The sequence below is a fragment of the Streptomyces sp. NPDC048825 genome, assembly GCF_043198355.1.
Taxonomy (GTDB): domain Bacteria; phylum Actinomycetota; class Actinomycetes; order Streptomycetales; family Streptomycetaceae; genus Streptomyces; species Streptomyces xiangluensis.
The window spans coordinates 180,971-196,020 of record NZ_JBICUR010000018.1; the positions used below are offsets into that span (position 1 = coordinate 180,971).

Genomic DNA, 15,050 nt, shown 5'->3' on the forward strand with positions numbered 1-15,050 from the left:
GCGCCTTGACTCAACAGCAGCTGGGACGGGGGCCGTTGAGAACGGATCCCGTGCCGCCCGTGCCGGACGGTCCCCGGCCACCCCGTTTCGTACGGTGGCTGGGCGGCTTCGGCTGCGCGGCCGCCGGTTACGCGGTGTTCCAGGCGCTGTTCGGCCTGCTGCCGGACAGCATCGACGGGCAGGCCGCACGGTATGCGATCGCGGGGGTCGCCGGACTCGGTACGGCGCTCGCGGCGTGGCTGGCGGCGGAGCTGCTGCGGGCCCGGTCAGAACGCAACGCGCTCGCAGGGACCGGGCAGTTCACCGCGGGATCGACGTCGCTGTCCGGGCCAGGACCGCTCCCCCAGCTGTTCTCGTCGGCATACGACGCTCTCGCCGAGCAGCTCTGCGTGGTCGACGATCCGGGGTGCGGGCGGCTCACCGGCTGGCCGCACTCGCTCGGCGAGAGCGCGGGCCGGCCGACGCCGGTCGGTACGGCGTACGGGCTGCACATCGCGCTCGATCTCGGTGTCCCCGACGGGCGGTTGAGCACGGGCGACCTGGTCGAGACGCTGTGGCGGCTGCGCCTGCCGGACGGCGGCTGGTCGGCGCGCTCGCAAGGGACGGTGGCCCGGCCCGAGGTGACCGCGCTGGTGCTCGGCGCACTGGCCAGGGCCGGCGTGGACCCGGCCCGGGTGGCCGCGGAGGTGGCGCGCTGTGAGTCCGGCTTCACTCTCGAACTCGACCGCACCGGGCGCGAGTTGACGCATGTCGTGACGACCGTGCTGCGCGGCCTGCTGCGTGCCGCGCCCCGCTCCGACGTACTGCCGGTCCTCCAGGAGGCCCTCGTCGACGGCGCCGTCACCGACCCGCGCCGACAGCACCGCCGCTGCTGGAGCTACCGCCTCGCGCCCCTGCACGGCCCGCCGTCCCCGCTGCACACCTCGCTGGCCGTGGTCGCCCTGGACCGCGCGGCCCGCGTCCTGGGCGAGAGCGCGGGCGCCCGCGCCGCCCGCGAGGACGGCGTCCGCTGGCTGCTGGCCTGTCCGGACGCCCCGCACGACTCCTGCCTCGACCTGTCCAGCCTCCGCGAGGAGGTGCGCAGGCCACGTTCCGACGACCCGTCACGCCACGAGGTCCTGAACGTACGGCACTTCACCGCCTCCTGGGTGGTCCGCGCCCTGCTCACTCCGGGGGCCCGCGACATCGCGCGCGAGGACGGCCTGGAGGCGGAGTGGCGCGAGCGGCTGGACGGCGCGGCCACCGCCGTATGGGCCGCGCAGACGGACGGCATATGGACCTGGCCCCGCGAGGACACCACCAGCGAGCTGCGCCGTCCCATGTGGATGACCTATCAAGGTCTTTCGGCGCTGCGCGGTCATGCCGTATGGATGTACCAGCCGCATGGCTGAGTCGGAGGGAGCGTGCATGGGTGGTCGGCAGGTCCAGGCGGCGAGGCGGCTCCTTGCCGAGGCACTGGACGGCGAACTGCCCGAGCACGAACGGGTGCTGGCGGCCCGTTCCGTCATCGCCGAACTCGGCTCCCCCGACCGGCTGTTGGAACTGACCGCCGAACTCGCCTCCGGCGAGGGCGATCCGGAGGGCTGCGCCCGGCTCTCGTACCGCCATGTCCTCGGCTTCGACAAGCTCCTGCTCATCGACGGCGGTCCGCACCACATGCTGCGCGCCCACCTGTGGCACGCCGGCCGCGGCGCGGTCGGCAAGGAGGACATCCACAACCACCGTTCCCCGCTTGCCTCTTATGTCGTACGGGGGCAGCTGACGATGGAGTTGTACGCGCCTGTGCGCATCGCGGGCGACGCCGACGGAGGAATCGAGGCGGACCGCTACCAGGAGTCCCTGTCCGACACCGCCGCCGACTGGCTTCTGGAGCCCGCGGGCCCCTCCCGGCTGCGTCTGACGCACGTGGCTCAGTACGCGGCGGGCAGCACCTACGCCCTCCCCGCCCACACCCTGCACCGCGCGTGGACCGAGACGGCGGAGCCGACGGTGACGCTCTTCCTGGAGACGGGCAGCGGGCGACGGCGGCACACCGATGTATTCACGGCGGCGGGACCGCATCCGGGCGCGGTGCCGAAGGTGCCGCTGAGGGTGGAGGAGTATCTGAGCGAACTCGCCACACTGACGGAGCTGCTCAGGAGCTGACGAGCGCCTGTGCCCCGGTCATGGGCGCTGGAGCGCCTGCCGCACGATGTCCAGGTTGTACTCGTCGATGTCGACGGTGCTCAGCTCGGCCGGGCTCAACCAGGCGTACGCCTGGTCGGGCTCGGGCAGCGTGATGTGCCGGGAGAGGGGCTTGACCAGGAAGTTGTCCTGCCAGTTCTTGACCTCGTGCCCGCGATACCGACTCACGAACGACGACTCGCCGACCTTCCGGACGACCTCGCCGAGAAGCCCGGTCTCTTCCTTCAACTCCCGCAGAACGCCGTCCTGAGGGCTCTCCCCCGGTTCGAGCTTCCCGCAGGGCACACCCCACACCCGGGGCAGAAACCGCTCGGTCTCACTACGCCGCACCAGCAGCACACGCCCTTTGTGCATCACAACGGCGGCGGCCAGTCGCTTGTCGCCGGGGACGTCCATATCCATGGTTTTCCTCGGTCCCTTGCCGGTCGGAGTCCACAGGGCTACGTACCCACGAAAGCTATAACCGTACCAGGTTCACGCCTCCCGGCGCGGGCTCAGCGCCTCCACCTGGTGGTATGCGGGGGCGCTCCCGCTGGGCGTGCGCCAGGCCCGGATGCCGGCGGCCGTCTCCAGCGCCGCGCCCAGTGCCCGCCGGTACAGCATGGAGCCGAGGCTGACCCTGCGCACGCCGAGGTCGCCGAGCTGGGGGACGGCCGGGCCGGACGGTGAGTAGAGGATGTTGAGGGGGACGTGGAGGGTCTTCACGAGGGCGGCGATGCGTGTCGAGTCGGTCAGCCCCGGCACAAACACGCCGTCGGCGCCTGCCTGTTGGTAGGCGTCGAGGCGACGGGCCGTCTCCTGCTCGTCGCCATCGCCCAGCCAGTACGTGTCCGTGCGGGCGTTCACGAAGAGGCCTGGCACGGCGGCCTTCACGGCGGCGATCTTCGCTACGTGCAGTCGCACGGAGCCGAGGCCGTCCTCCAGGTTGATGCCGACGGCTCCGGCGGCGGCGAGTTCGCGGGCGACCTCGGCGACCTCGTCCGGGTCGTCGCTGAAGCCGCCCTCGGCGTCCACGGACAGCAGATACGGCCCTTGCCCGAGCCGTAGGGCCAGGTCCAGCGTCGCGTCCCGGGTGGCGCCCGCGCCGTCGGGCAGTCCGGCCGCCGCGGCGACTCCCAGGCTGGTCGTACCGATCGCCTCGAAGCCCTGCGCGGCGAGGGCCGCCGCCGAGGCGTGGTCCCAGGCGTTGGGCAGAAGCAGGGGCGTGTCCCGGTGGTGGAGCTCGGCGAAGGCGGTCATGAGGGGTCACCCACCGCGTCGGCGTAGTACATGGGTTCCGTGAGGCGGAAGGCCAGTTGGCGGAAGGTCCAGCCGTCGCCGGGAGAGTGGTCGAGCTGTTCCGGGGTCAGGGTGCCGAGCCGGTTCGCCCAGATCCGGGCGAGCCGGGTCAGCAGGCTTCGGGGCTCCAACTCGGCCAGGCGGTCGACAAGATGGTCGGCGATCCCACGGATCGCCTTGTAGAGGGTGTAGATCCGGTCGTCGGTCATAGCGCAACGCTAGAAGCGGGACACTTCGGTGCCGGCCGAAGCGTTCCGAACTTCGATCGCACGGCAACCTCCACCCGGCCGGCGGCGACTCGGAGGCATGACACCCGCAACATCCGTAACACCCCCAACAAGACACCGCCGTCGCCGAATCGCCCGCAAGCCCGTGGTGGGTTCGCTCGCGGCGGGCGTCCTGCTGACCGGTGCGTGGTACGCGACCGCCACGGCGAACCCCGCGCCGAAGGCCGCCGACGACCTCGCCGTCACGAACACCACGGTGAAGATCCCGGCCAAGTTCCCCTATCTGTCGGCGGGTTACAACAACACCCGGGAGTGGACACGCACGGCGACCGCCGTGGCGCCGAACGGCACCCTCCGAGTGGCCTGGCCCGCGTCCGACGGGATTCACGTCACGCCGCTCACAAAGGCCGGGAAGCGCTCCGGCTCCGACACGGTCGTCAAGGGCGCCAAGGAAGTCGGCGGGCTGGTCGCGCACAACGACGGGTTCGCGCTGGTGACCCGCGTCTCCGACAGCAACAAGTGGAAGGAGACGGCCGCCGCGCTCGTCCGCTACAAGAACGGCAAGCAGGCGTTCCGTACGAAGCTCACGGGCACCGCCTCGCACGACACGGCGCCGCTGCTCGACGGGCAGCTCGCCTGGAACGGGAAGAAGTACGGCGCGTACTTCGTCGTCCACGGCGCGGGCGGCTTCGCCGACGGTCACTTCGGCGACAAGCTGGCGTACGTCAGCGCCAAGGGCGCGAAGCTCAGCGGCGGCTGGAGCTGGGGCTGCAGCCACAACGAAGGCATCGCGCTGCACGCCGAGCCCACCGGAGCCTTCACCTCCCTCTGCTTCGACGACTGGCGTTCGGGCCTGTTCGTGTCGACCGGCATAGGCGCACCCGACAACGCGCCGGTCGTGCAGCGCGAGCAGTGCTGGGCGGGCTACTGCGGCGGCACCTTCCCGGGCCGAACCGGCGACCTCGTGAAGTCGTCCAGCGGCCGCTACGCCACCGCCTTCGCCTCCCGCGGCGCCGCCTCCGCCGCCAAGAACCCGGACGACGCGAGCGGCCGCGGCTGGACGGTGAAGCCGAAGACGAAGACCCATCAGGTCGCCGTCGCCTTCCTCAAGAACCGCAACACGCCCGCGGGCAAGCCGGTCCACCTCACGAACGCCCCCGGCACCGAGCACGTGAACGTCCGCATCGCCCCGTACGGCAAGGACCGGCTCCTCGTCTCCTGGGAGTCCCTGAAGAACGCCAAGTGCGCGAACGGCACGTGCACGGGCACCTTCACCGGCACACACCTGCGCCTGATCGACTGGAACGGCAGGTTCAAGACGCCGGACAAGGTCGTCAAGGCCCGTATCACGGGTGACATCGCGACCCTCGCGGACGGCTCCCTCACCTGGGCGTACGCGCCCGTCACGCCGTCCTACTCGACGGCACTCACAGGGGCGTCACCGACCACGAAGACCCTGCGGATCGCCCGTCTGACGCGCTGAACCGAAAACGCGTCTCGGGGCCGTCGGCCCAGCGGACGCGCACCTGATACGCCCCCTCCACCTCCACGGACACCAGGGCCTGGAGCGGGAGGGGGTCCGACTCGGCGGTGAGACGGGCGAGGGCCACGAACAACGTGGGCTCCTCGCCCGTCACGCCGGTCAGGGTGGATGTGCCCGACAGGCCGAAGGCCGGGAGGAGTTCAGCCCGTAGCCCCTCCTGGCCGTCCTGCCCGTCCTGTCCGACCCGCCCCTCCCCCGTCGACCAGCCCGTGACCCGCACTGTGGTTCCGGGAGGCGCGCCCGTCACCAGGTGGGCGCGTACCTCCACCGCGCCGGACGCCACGACCAGGCTCGTGACCCGCGCAGAGCCCCCGGCCTCGTGCCGGGACGCCACCCATCCCTCGCCGACTCCCAACGGCTCGATGCGCGTTCGGCTCGGGTCCTCGTCGACGATCACGCTGTTGTCGTACGCCTCCGAAGGCGCCGTAACAGTCGAGTACGCGAGTCGCGTGTAGTACGGGTCGTAGCGGACGTCCTCGCTGCCGTGGTTGTGGAGGCGGACCAGGCCGTCCGAACTGGTCGACTGCAGCAGCCAGTTGGGCGGGCCGACCGGCCGCACCTCGTCCTGCCGTTCCACCGGGCCGGGCTCCTCGGTCGCCGTCCACACCTCGTGGTCCGCGGGGAGAAGCAGACCGAGGAAGCCCTTGCTCGCCCAGTACGGGGACGCCGGGCCCGAATAGCCTTGCAGGACAGCGAAGTTGGGGCCGTGCCAGCCGAGGCTCAGCAAGCCTCGGTCGTCGACGGCTCCCCGGTCGAGGAAGTACTTCAGCGCGCCGGACGCCAGCCGTCGTGTCTCCCCCGGCGGCAGTGGCGTACGCCCGGTGAGCGCGCCCAGCCACAGCGGTGCGGTCGTCGCGAAGCGGTACGTGAGTGAGCGGCCCTGGTGCATGGGGGCGCCGTCGGCGCCGAACAGGCGGGCGTAGTCGGCGAGATGGGTCGACAGCCGGCCGCCGTACAGGTCGAGCAGGCGCGTGTCGTCCGCGAGCCAGGCGTGCAGCACCGGGTACAGGTGCATCGCCCAGCCGTTGTAGTAGTCGAACTTGCGGCCGTCACCGTCGGTGTACCAGCCGTCGCCGACGTACCACTGCTCGATGCGGTCGAGGCCGCGGTCGATCGCCGCCCGCGACGCCTCGGTCTCGTAGCCGATCTCCGCCAGGAAGCCGCCGACTGTCACCGGGAACAACTCCCAGTTGCAGGGCCAGGGTTCGGCGGTCAGCGCGTCGCCGAGCCAGGCCGCCGCCCGCTGCCGTACGCCGTCGTCGAGGCGGTCCCACAGGAGGGGGCGGGTCAGGCGCAGGGCGAGGGCGATCGAGGCGGCCTCGACGAGGGGCTGGCTGTGGTCCCCGATACGCGGCCAGACACCCGCGGTTCCGGCGGCGAGCCCGTCGGCGTAGCGCGCGAGGGCCTTCTCGTCGCGGCGGAAGGCCGCCAGCAGGAGCGTACGGGCGTATCCCTCCAGGCCGTCCGACAGGCGGCCCGACCAGCTCTCACGGTCGCCGGGCAGGTGGTAGAGGGCTCGGTCCTCGGAGGCGTAGGGCTCCACGGCGGCGAGCAGGGAGTCGGCCGCCGCCGCCCAGTGGGCGCGCGTGTAGCCGGTGTACGGGCTGAGGGTGCGGTCGTCCTCGGGAACGCCTGCGATCATGGGTCGTGCTTCCTGTCTGAGCGGCCTTTGGTGAAGTCCGGTGCGGTACTGCGCCCCTGAGGAGGCCGGAGGCCTCTTAGTGGCGCGGGGCTGTATCGATTTGCGGCTCCGCCGCGCGGGCGCGACCAGGCCCCACCGGCCCGCGGTTTGATCACTGCCCTCCCAGCGGAGCGCTGAGGTACCTGGGGCGCCCCGGTTCCGGTCGGGACGCCCCAGGGTCTTGGGTCACCTCACCAGGCCCCTGGGGACCAGGCGCTGGGCGACCAGCTCGTCGCGGACGAGGTCCGCATAGACGGTCGCGCCGTGCGCGGAGGTGTGGGTGTTGTCCCGCTTCTCGTTGTAGAGGTAGAGCGCCTTGGAGGCCTCCACGCCGAGCGACTCCACCAGGGCCTTGGTCTTGGCGGTCATGTCGATGAGCGGTACGTCGTGCGCGGCGGCCACCGAGCGGGCGACTGCGGGGTGGTCGACGCCGAGGCCGTTGACCAGGAGCGCCGTGTCGTTGTTGAGGGTGCCGTCCGCGTTGAACCAGCGGCGGACGATGGGCGTGAGCAGTACTGGCCGGCCGCCCCGGTCGCGTACGCCGGCGACGAGCGTTTCGAGGTTCGCGCGATACGTCGCCTCGTCGGTCTGCTTGTCGTTGTGGGCGAGCTGGATGAGGACCAGGTCGCCCTTGCGGATCAGCGGCTGGACGGTCGCGAAGAGCGCGGGGTTGTCGAGGTAGCTGACCGTACTCTCCCCGGAGTCCGCGTAGTTGGCGACCGACAGGCCCTTGCGGAGGTACTGGGGCAGCTGTTGGCCCCAGCCGGAGTACGGGGCGCCGGGCTGGTCGCAGGAGGTGGAGTCGCCGACGAGGAAGATCTGGCGGGCGATGGGGGTCCCCCCGCGCGAGTGAATTCGAGCGTGGGCGAGGGCCGGAGTGACGCGGATGCCGGCCAGCGCGGGGGCCGAGCCGCCGAGGACGAGGTCGAGGCCGGGAGTGCCGTCGGGGCCGGTGGGTTCGCCTTCAGGGGTGCGAACGTTCACGGTGAAGCTGCGGGCCACGCGCTCGCCCGCTGCCGTGGCCGTCTCGGGGAGGAGGGTGCGGCGGGTCTCGCCGGTGATGCCGGTACTCGCCGCGGTGTCGCCGCCCAGCCGGACGTGTACGTCGTACGTGCCGGGCGCGACGTCGAAGTGACAGGCCGTCGCGGTGCAGTTCTCCAGGCCCGCGCCGCGGGCGCCCGCCTGCGCCGGAGTGGCGGACGAGGCCGGGGTGGCGGACAGAGCCGTGGCTGCGGTCAGCGTGGCCAGCACGGCGATCAGGGTGCGTCTCAACGCGGCTCCTTCAACAGGTCGACTCCTCCTGGTCGCTGGACCGTACCCCGCGATGGCAAGCGCTTTCTAGAGGGGTGTGGCATCTCGGCTCCGTATCACCCGAAGGGAATCGGCCATGACCGGAAGTCGCTCTGGCTGGCCCACGTTTCGGAGTGATCGAATCGATACCGCAAACGGCACGACAAAAAGGAAGTCACTGTGAATTCCACCTCATATTTGGACCTGTTTCGGCAGTTCTCCTCGGACATCGACGCCGAGATGAATGCCGGCATCGAACGGCTCGGCCCCTCCTCGACCGCGGTCAAGAACGCGGTCACCGAACTTCTGCGGCACCAGAAGTTCAGGTATCCCCTGCAAGTGCTGCCGCTCCTGGTGCACGGAGCCGAGACGGGAGATCCCGGACCGGCCGTTCCACTGTCCGCGATCCATGTGCTGTGGTGGACTTCCGCGTGCTATCTCGACGATTTGGCGGACGGGGAGAGCGCGGGCGTTTCCAGGGAGATCGGCGAGAACGAGGCACTGCTCGCGTCGATCATCAGCGGAAACCCCCTTCCTCTGCACATCATTCAGTCGCAAAAGGTTCCCGACTCGGTGCGGGGCGCCCTGGCGGCCGAGCTCGTGACCTGCTGGATCGTCGGCACCGAGGGGCAGTTGAGCGATCTGCGTCGAGACGCCGGCGGCGCTACGCGCGACTCGGTGGTCACGACGTACCGAGGTAAATCCGGGGCACCCTTCGGCATGATCACGGCGATGGGTGCGATATTGGCCGGCGCGGAACATGAACGAATACGGATGTGGCGTGAGTTCGGCGATGTCTTCGGCATCCTGTGGCAGCTGTTCAACGATCAGGAGGACATCCTCTCCGGCCGCAATGAGGACCTGCGGAACGGAACGGTCACGTACCTCTTCGCCTGTGCCCTCGAGAACGCGTCACCGCGGTCCAGGAACCGTCTCCTGGACCTGCACGCCGCCGCGAGAAGTTCCGAGGAAGCGAGGTCGGAGCTCACAGCTTTCCTTCTCGCGCCCGCCAGTCTTCAGCAGTACCGAGCAGATCTGGACCGCTTCCGCGACGAAGCCGCGCGCCTCCTGACCGAACTCGGTGGCGACGGAAACTACGTACCGGTGCTGCACCGCCTGGTGGAGGAGTCGGCCGAACTCCTCCTCCACCGGACGGACTGAGCGTGAGCGTCAACTGGCCCGAGTCCACTGCTGGTTGGTCGCTCCATTGCAGGCGTACGTGATGATCGCGGCGGAGTCGGCGGTCGACGCGCCGTTCACGTCCAGGCACTCGCCGCTGGCGCGGGACCTCAGCGTGAGGTAACCGCCGGACGTGGTGACCGACCACTGCTGCGTGGTGACCGAGGTGGAGCAGGCCTCCTGGGTGACGTTGGAGGCGTTCTCCCGCAGGCACAGCGAGCTGTGACGGGCCATCAGCTGGACGTATCCGTTGCCGAGGTCCTTGAACCAGAACCGCTGGTTGCCGCCGCCGTTGCAGGTCCACTGCTTGATCTGGGCGCCCGCGAGGATCGACTGGTCGGGGACGTCGGCGCACTTGCCGCTGTGCCGCGCGGCCAGCGTCTCGTACGGGCCGCCCCGGCCGGTGATCGTCCCGGCGGCCGTGTCGATGGTGACCTCCGGATACCAGGACATGGACATCGTGGTGGAGTTCGAGAAGGTCAGCGGCAGCCAGACGTACCGCGAGTCGTTGACCGTCCCGCCGAAGGAGTTGCCCCAGCGGTCGCCCATGTAGAGATAGGAGGTGCCCGAACTGCCCTGCACGGGAAGGACGTACGCGGTCTGCGAGCCGTACGTCGTCGAGTCGCCGATGTTGCGCATCGCCGTCCATGGGCCGGCGAGCGAGGTGGCCGTCGCGTACTGCTGCTGGTTGGGGTTCCAGCCCGTGGCGCCCGAAGTCAGCATGAAATAGACGCCGCCCCGCTTGAAGAGGGCCGGGGCCTCGCGGTGGCCGCCGTGCCAGGGGTCGGCGACGAGGGCGGCGATACCGGTGTAGTCGCTGGTCAGCCGGTAGATGTGCAGGTCGTAGTTCTCGCGGGCGGCGGACACCATGTAGCCGGTGCCGTCGGTGTCGGTGAAGACGGTGATGTCACGGGACATGTGCTGGCCCAGCGGGCGGAAGCTGCCCTGCCAGGTGTAGTCGCCGTCGACGGTGTCCGAGACGGCGACGGCGGCACGGGCCTCGCTGTAGTCGACACCGTTCTCCTTGTGCATCCACATCACGTACTTGCCGGTGGCGGCGTTGTACATGACCTTCGGCCGCTCGATGTTGGCGGTCGCCAGCTCCGGGTCGGTGGCCTCGGTCAGGACGTTGTTGCGGAACTCCCAGTTCTTCAGGTCCGTGGAGCGGTAGGCCGACACGTACCGGAAGGTGTTGTCGGAGTTCCGGTGCTCGCCGAACCAGTAGTAGTACGAGCCGACCTTGATGACCCCGCCGCCGTGCGCGTGCAAGGGGTTGCCCGAAGTGTCGGTGAACTGCGTGCCGTTGGTGATGGTCTGGGGCGCCGCCTGCGCCGGGGCCGCGGTCACGAGCGCTCCGGCGACCGCGAGAGCGAGGGCGACGAGGATCGCGTACAGACGCCTCATCCCAGCACGTCCTGCTCCACCACGTCGTGTTGCGGCACGTCTTGTCCCAGCATGTGGCATCTAGACACTCTCCTTCAGAACAGTGAAGTGACGTGCGAAGCCGGTCAGTTGGGGCACTTGCCGAATCGGGGTCCAGGTCTTGAGACCGTCGAGACTGTCGCTGTAGTAGTACTTCTTCTCGGCGTAGCCGTCGAAGTAGATCCGCCAGCCGCCGTTGTCGAGCCGTACGAGCGCGGAGCCCTCGCGCCAGCTGCCCCAGCCCGCCCAGTCGTCCTTGCCGACGAAGGTGTACGGACCGGCGAGACGGTCGGCGACCGCGTACTCCAGGTACTTGGTCGTCTCCTGCTTGGTGATCGCGTGGTACTTGCCGCCGTGCCGGACGATGAACGTGTCGATGTAGTTGGAGTCGTCCAGGCCCGAAAGGGGCTTCGGTACGGACCAGTTGCGCAGTGAGGCGTTGGTCGCGGTGAGCAGGTGCGGCCGGAAGATGTAGTTGTTCGTGGTGTCGAGCGAGACGATCACGTTGACGCTGCCGTTGGCGTCGACGAACCACTCGGGCGCCCAGGTGCGGGCCAGGCCGGGGGTCTGGAGGGTGTGGTTGGCGACGAAGGACCAGTTGACGCGGTCCTTGCTGCGCGCGAACCCGATGGTGTTTCCGGTCCAGTTGGTGGTGTGGACGATCCAGTAGTACCCGTCGGTGTGCTTGATGATCGACGGGTCGCGGATCAGGCCGGTGGGCGGGGTGTAGGCGGGCCCCTTCAGCAGGTTGTACGTCAGTGCGTCCGCGGACTCGTAGACGTACAGGTTGGATTCGCTGCTGTTGGTGAAGGCCGTCATCGTGTAGCGGCTGGTCGCCTTCGGCTCGCGGACCCGGGTGTCGGCGACGGGGATGCCGAAGTCCGGTGTGCCGTCCGGCTTCCAGCCCAGTTTCTGGATGCGGGTGTGGCGGTTGGGGTCGTTCAGCGGGTCGCCGACGATCTCCTTGTACTGGCGGGCGTGGTAGACGAGGACGTCGGTGCGGCCGTCCTCGGCGACGGTGAAGCTGTTGTGGCCGGGGCCGTACTGCTTCGTGGTGTCGCTGCTGGTGAAGACCGGGGTCGGCGACTTGGACCAGCTCGCCGGGTCCATGAGGTCGCTGTCGGCGGCGGCGGTCAGCAGCCCGAGGCAGTAGTTGTGGTCGGTGGCGCTCGCCGAGTACGACATGAAGACGCGGCCGTTGCGCTCGATGACCGACGGGCCCTCGTTGACCTTGAACCCGATGGTCTCCCAGTCGAACTCCGGTGTGGTGAGCCGGACTTGAGGACCAGTCAGGGTCCACGGACTGGCCATCTCCGAGAGCCAGATCGCGGTGTTGTTGTCCATGCCGGGCTCGTGCTGCGCCCAGGCGAGGTAGCGGGTGCCGCGGTGGGTGAAGGTGGTGGCGTCGAGGGAGAAGGTCTCCCAGGCCGTCTTCAGTTGGCCCTTCTCCGTCCACTCCCCTTCGAGGGGGTTGCGGCCGGCGTTCTCCAGGACCCAGATGCGGATCGCCCAGATGTCGTGCGCGGGCGCGGCGGCGAAGTAGATGTACCACTTGCCGTCGATGTGGTGGATCTCCGGCGCCCAGATGTGCGCGCCCATGTCTCCAGTGGCGTGCTTCTTCCAGATGACGGACTCGGATGCTTTCGTCAGTCCGCGCAGGGTGCGGGAGCGGCGCAGGATGATCCGGTCGTACTCGGGGGCCGTGGCCGTGAAGTAGTAGTAGCCGTCGCTGTGACGGTGGATGTGCGGATCGGCGCGGTTGCGGACGAGCGGGTTGACGTACGAGGAGCCCACGCCGGTGGCGTCCGGGGTGGCGGCCTCGGCGATTCCGGGCACGGCGGTGAGCGCGCCCGCGGCGAGGGCGCCCTTCAGGACGAGTCTGCGGCTCGGGATGTCGGGGCTCTCGTCAAGGCGGCTCATGTCGTTCCCTCACACTGGGCCATTCGAGATCTCGAACGGTATCTGCCATTCCGAACGCCGAAACGGTAAGGGTGTGTTACGAGGAGGTCAACGGGTCGGGAGGTTAGAAAAAGTCGGACACTTTCCGATCCAAAGTCGGACCCAACTTTTTGTTATCGGCCCCGCACCGCTCCCGTCTCCACAGGCGTGAACAAGAACATCCGGGTACGGGCAGCAGGAGCAGGCGCGGCGCTGGCCGTGCTCGCGACAGGGATCATCACGCCGAGCGCGATGGCGGCACCCGCCGCAGCCGACGACGTCACCGCGGCGGTACTCGCGGGCCGCGATGTGACGCTCGACGGCGACACGGTGGTGACGGTGCCGGCAGGGAAGACCACGTACAACGGGGTGTTCCGGGGCGAGGGCACGCTCACCGTGCGCGGCTCCGGCACCCTGATCCTGACCAAGGACAGCGACTTCACGCTGCCGAAGTCACGGCAGCGGCAAGCGGTGAGGACGCAGGGCGGCAACCACCCGTACGTCACCACGACCAACCCGGACCCGCCCGCGATCACGGTCGAGCGGGGTGCGACCCTGCAGTACGGCAACGGCGGCACCACCGGGCTGATCGGCCACTTCCCGTACAACACCCCGGCGTTCCGGCTCAACCAGGACAACATCCGGGTCGACGGCACCCTGCGGCTCTCCCTGAAGAGCGCCTACAACCTGGGCACCATCAGCGGCTCCGGGCTGATCACCCAGCCGAGGTTCCTCTGGGGCACCTGGGACCTGTCGGGCGCCCACTCCTTCTCCGGCGTGATCGACAACGGCACACAGGTGAACGCCGGACGCCCGGAGTTCGCGACGTCGCTGCCGAACGTGCGCAAGATCCTCAATCAGGGCACGTACACGGTGGACACCCCGCTGGGCCAGACCGTGACCATGGGCATGGACTTCTACCAGCGCGAGTACGGCAGCGACATCAACGTCCAGTCCCGGCCGGGGAGCAAGGTCGTCCTGACCGGCCAGTACAGCTGGTCGAACCAGGGCGGCGACACGAACCCCTCGCTCAGCGACCCCGCCCTGAACTGGACGCCCGCGCGGAAGAACATCAACAAGCGCGGCACCAACATCAAGGGCGCCAACGTCCAGTGGGGCGACGGCACCACGAACAAGATCTTCATGCCGGGCACCGCCGAGACCGTATACATCAACCTGCTCGCAGCGAGATCCCGTTCCCTGCTCACGTTCAACTACAACGGGCCCGTGACGCTGGGCGCGCCGATCGGCGGCGGCGTCTTCCACGACACCCTGTCCGCTCCCGGCGCCGGCGACATCGTCATCAAGGGGACGAGGGGCAACGACGTCACCTTCGCCGCCGTCCAGCACTACAACGGCTCGACGACCATCGAAAAGGGCGCGGTACTGCGCCTGGGCAGCGGCAAGTCGGGCGGCGACGGCGGCCTCTACACCAAGGGCGACCTCTACAAGCTCGTCAACAACGGCTCGCTGGTACTCCGCAACACCGCCAAGCCGCTCTCCCTGTCCAAGATCAGCGGCAGCGGCTCCCTCACGCAGTCGGGTGCCGCCACGACCACGCTGACCGGCGGCGTGACGACCTCGGGCACAACGACCGTCACCAAGGGCACGCTCGCGCTAGACGGGGCGAGTCTGGCGCGCAGCAAGGGGATCCGGCTCACTTCACCGAGCGCGCGGCTGGATGTGCGCAAGGCGTCCGGAGGGGCGCTGAACCTCAGCTCGTCCCTGGCCGGCAAGGGCAAGGTCGTCGGAACGGTGACGAATACGGGTACGGGGAAGGTCGCCGGCGGAGTGACGGTGACCGGGGACTACACGCAGGGCGCGGGCGGCCAACTGACCGTGAAGGACCGGGCGCTGAAGGTCGGGGGCGCGCTGCGGCTGGGCGGGAAGCTCGTGGTCGAGCCGACCTCTTCGGCGTCTTCCAAGGCGGTCACCGTCATCGACCACACCGGCAAGTCGAAGACCACCGGTACCTTCAAGGGCCTGAAGGAAGGCGCCAAGCTCAAGGTGGGCAAGACCGAGTACCGGATCAGCTACCGCGGCGGCGACGGCAACGACGTCGTCCTGACCTCCGGCAAGAACACCCCGAGCCCCTCAGCGACCTCCCGCTCCACTCCCCTGCCCTCCGGCGCCGCCCCGAAGTCCGCCGCCACCCGGAACGCGAGCGAGGAGAGTTCCATACCGCTCGCGTGGTGGGTGGCAGCGGCGGTTCTGGGAGGCCTGGCGGCGCTGATCGTGCCGGTGAGCAGGCGCAGGCGTACGGGACGAAAGGGTGGACGGCATGCTGCGTGAACCTTCCTGGACGGTC

Annotated in this window: 12 protein-coding genes and 1 pseudogene; 5 read left to right on the forward strand and 8 right to left on the reverse strand. The window is 69.4% G+C overall.

The window, feature by feature from the left end; genetic code table 11:
* Positions 1-5 precede the first annotated feature (5 nt).
* Together ACGFNK_RS35535 and ACGFNK_RS35540 are read left to right on the forward strand one after the other, a co-directional pair.
* Complete coding sequence (locus ACGFNK_RS35535) at positions 6-1,391, forward strand: hypothetical protein (protein WP_393422642.1); 1,386 nt, start codon at positions 6-8, stop codon at positions 1,389-1,391.
* Positions 1,392-1,407: 16 nt separating this feature from the next.
* Entirely contained in the window at positions 1,408-2,145 is a 738-nt protein-coding gene (locus ACGFNK_RS35540; RefSeq protein WP_393422644.1) for a hypothetical protein, read from the forward strand.
* 18 nt (positions 2,146-2,163) lie between these two features.
* On the opposite strand, the gene ACGFNK_RS35545 is transcribed toward ACGFNK_RS35540, so the two are convergent.
* From ACGFNK_RS35545 to ACGFNK_RS35555, 3 genes are all read right to left on the reverse strand, one after another.
* Positions 2,164-2,586 carry an NUDIX hydrolase gene (locus tag ACGFNK_RS35545; RefSeq protein ID WP_393422646.1) on the reverse strand — a complete coding sequence of 141 codons (423 nt, stop codon included), beginning with the start codon at positions 2,584-2,586 and terminating at the stop codon, positions 2,164-2,166.
* A 72-nt stretch (positions 2,587-2,658) separates the two neighbouring features.
* On the reverse strand, positions 2,659-3,423 hold the full coding sequence (locus ACGFNK_RS35550) for an isocitrate lyase/phosphoenolpyruvate mutase family protein (protein WP_393422648.1): 765 nt from the start codon (positions 3,421-3,423) through the stop codon (positions 2,659-2,661).
* Entirely contained in the window at positions 3,420-3,671 is a 252-nt protein-coding gene (locus tag ACGFNK_RS35555) for a hypothetical protein (protein ID WP_393422650.1), read from the reverse strand. Before ACGFNK_RS35555 ends, ACGFNK_RS35550 begins: the two co-directional genes overlap by 4 nt.
* A gap of 97 nt (positions 3,672-3,768) precedes the next feature.
* Here ACGFNK_RS35555 and ACGFNK_RS35560 point away from each other — a divergent pair, with 97 nt between their 5' ends.
* A complete protein-coding gene (locus ACGFNK_RS35560) occupies positions 3,769-5,172 on the forward strand; it encodes a hypothetical protein (protein ID WP_393422651.1) in 1,404 nt (467 codons plus the stop codon).
* Here the strand turns inward: ACGFNK_RS35560 and ACGFNK_RS35565 are convergent.
* Together ACGFNK_RS35565 and ACGFNK_RS35570 are read right to left on the reverse strand one after the other, a co-directional pair.
* Positions 5,117-6,874 (reverse strand): DUF2264 domain-containing protein, encoded by a 1,758-nt coding sequence (locus tag ACGFNK_RS35565; protein WP_393422653.1) that lies wholly within the window; start codon positions 6,872-6,874, stop codon positions 5,117-5,119. The two genes, ACGFNK_RS35560 and ACGFNK_RS35565, sit on opposite strands and share 56 nt — an antisense overlap.
* Before the next feature lie 225 nt (positions 6,875-7,099).
* Positions 7,100-8,185, reverse strand: a complete 1,086-nt coding sequence (locus tag ACGFNK_RS35570; protein WP_393422655.1) for a rhamnogalacturonan acetylesterase — start codon at positions 8,183-8,185, stop codon at positions 7,100-7,102.
* Positions 8,186-8,383: 198 nt separating this feature from the next.
* Here ACGFNK_RS35570 and ACGFNK_RS35575 point away from each other — a divergent pair, with 198 nt between their 5' ends.
* Positions 8,384-9,364, forward strand: a complete 981-nt coding sequence (locus ACGFNK_RS35575; RefSeq protein ID WP_393422657.1) for a polyprenyl synthetase family protein — start codon at positions 8,384-8,386, stop codon at positions 9,362-9,364.
* A gap of 9 nt (positions 9,365-9,373) precedes the next feature.
* Here the strand turns inward: ACGFNK_RS35575 and ACGFNK_RS35580 are convergent, their stop codons facing one another.
* The 3 genes and pseudogenes from ACGFNK_RS35580 to ACGFNK_RS35590 all read right to left on the reverse strand — a co-directional run.
* Entirely contained in the window at positions 9,374-10,786 is a 1,413-nt protein-coding gene (locus tag ACGFNK_RS35580; protein WP_393422659.1) for an RICIN domain-containing protein, read from the reverse strand.
* A 60-nt stretch (positions 10,787-10,846) separates the two neighbouring features.
* Positions 10,847-11,623 (reverse strand): glycoside hydrolase family 43 protein, encoded by a 777-nt coding sequence (locus ACGFNK_RS35585; protein WP_393422726.1) that lies wholly within the window; start codon positions 11,621-11,623, stop codon positions 10,847-10,849.
* Positions 11,624-11,659: 36 nt separating this feature from the next.
* Positions 11,660-12,724, reverse strand: a pseudogene (locus ACGFNK_RS35590) (family 43 glycosylhydrolase); the annotation flags it as partial.
* Between the two features lie 186 nt (positions 12,725-12,910).
* On the opposite strand from ACGFNK_RS35590, the gene ACGFNK_RS35595 reads away from it, so the two are divergent.
* On the forward strand, positions 12,911-15,034 hold the full coding sequence (locus tag ACGFNK_RS35595) for an autotransporter (RefSeq protein WP_393422661.1): 2,124 nt from the start codon (positions 12,911-12,913) through the stop codon (positions 15,032-15,034).
* Positions 15,035-15,050 lie beyond the last annotated feature (16 nt).

Coding starts and splice junctions, on each gene's coding strand:
- ACGFNK_RS35540 (WP_393422644.1), top strand. CDS start 1,408: ATGGGTGGTCGGCAGGTCCAGGCGGCGAGGCGGCTCCTTGCCGAGGCA.
- ACGFNK_RS35545 (WP_393422646.1), bottom strand. CDS start 2,586: ATGGATATGGACGTCCCCGGCGACAAGCGACTGGCCGCCGCCGTTGTG.
- ACGFNK_RS35550 (WP_393422648.1), bottom strand. CDS start 3,423: ATGACCGCCTTCGCCGAGCTCCACCACCGGGACACGCCCCTGCTTCTG.
- ACGFNK_RS35555 (WP_393422650.1), bottom strand. CDS start 3,671: ATGACCGACGACCGGATCTACACCCTCTACAAGGCGATCCGTGGGATC.
- ACGFNK_RS35560 (WP_393422651.1), top strand. CDS start 3,769: ATGACACCCGCAACATCCGTAACACCCCCAACAAGACACCGCCGTCGC.
- ACGFNK_RS35565 (WP_393422653.1), bottom strand. CDS start 6,874: ATGATCGCAGGCGTTCCCGAGGACGACCGCACCCTCAGCCCGTACACC.
- ACGFNK_RS35580 (WP_393422659.1), bottom strand. CDS start 10,786: ATGAGGCGTCTGTACGCGATCCTCGTCGCCCTCGCTCTCGCGGTCGCC.
- ACGFNK_RS35585 (WP_393422726.1), bottom strand. CDS start 11,623: ATGACGGCCTTCACCAACAGCAGCGAATCCAACCTGTACGTCTACGAG.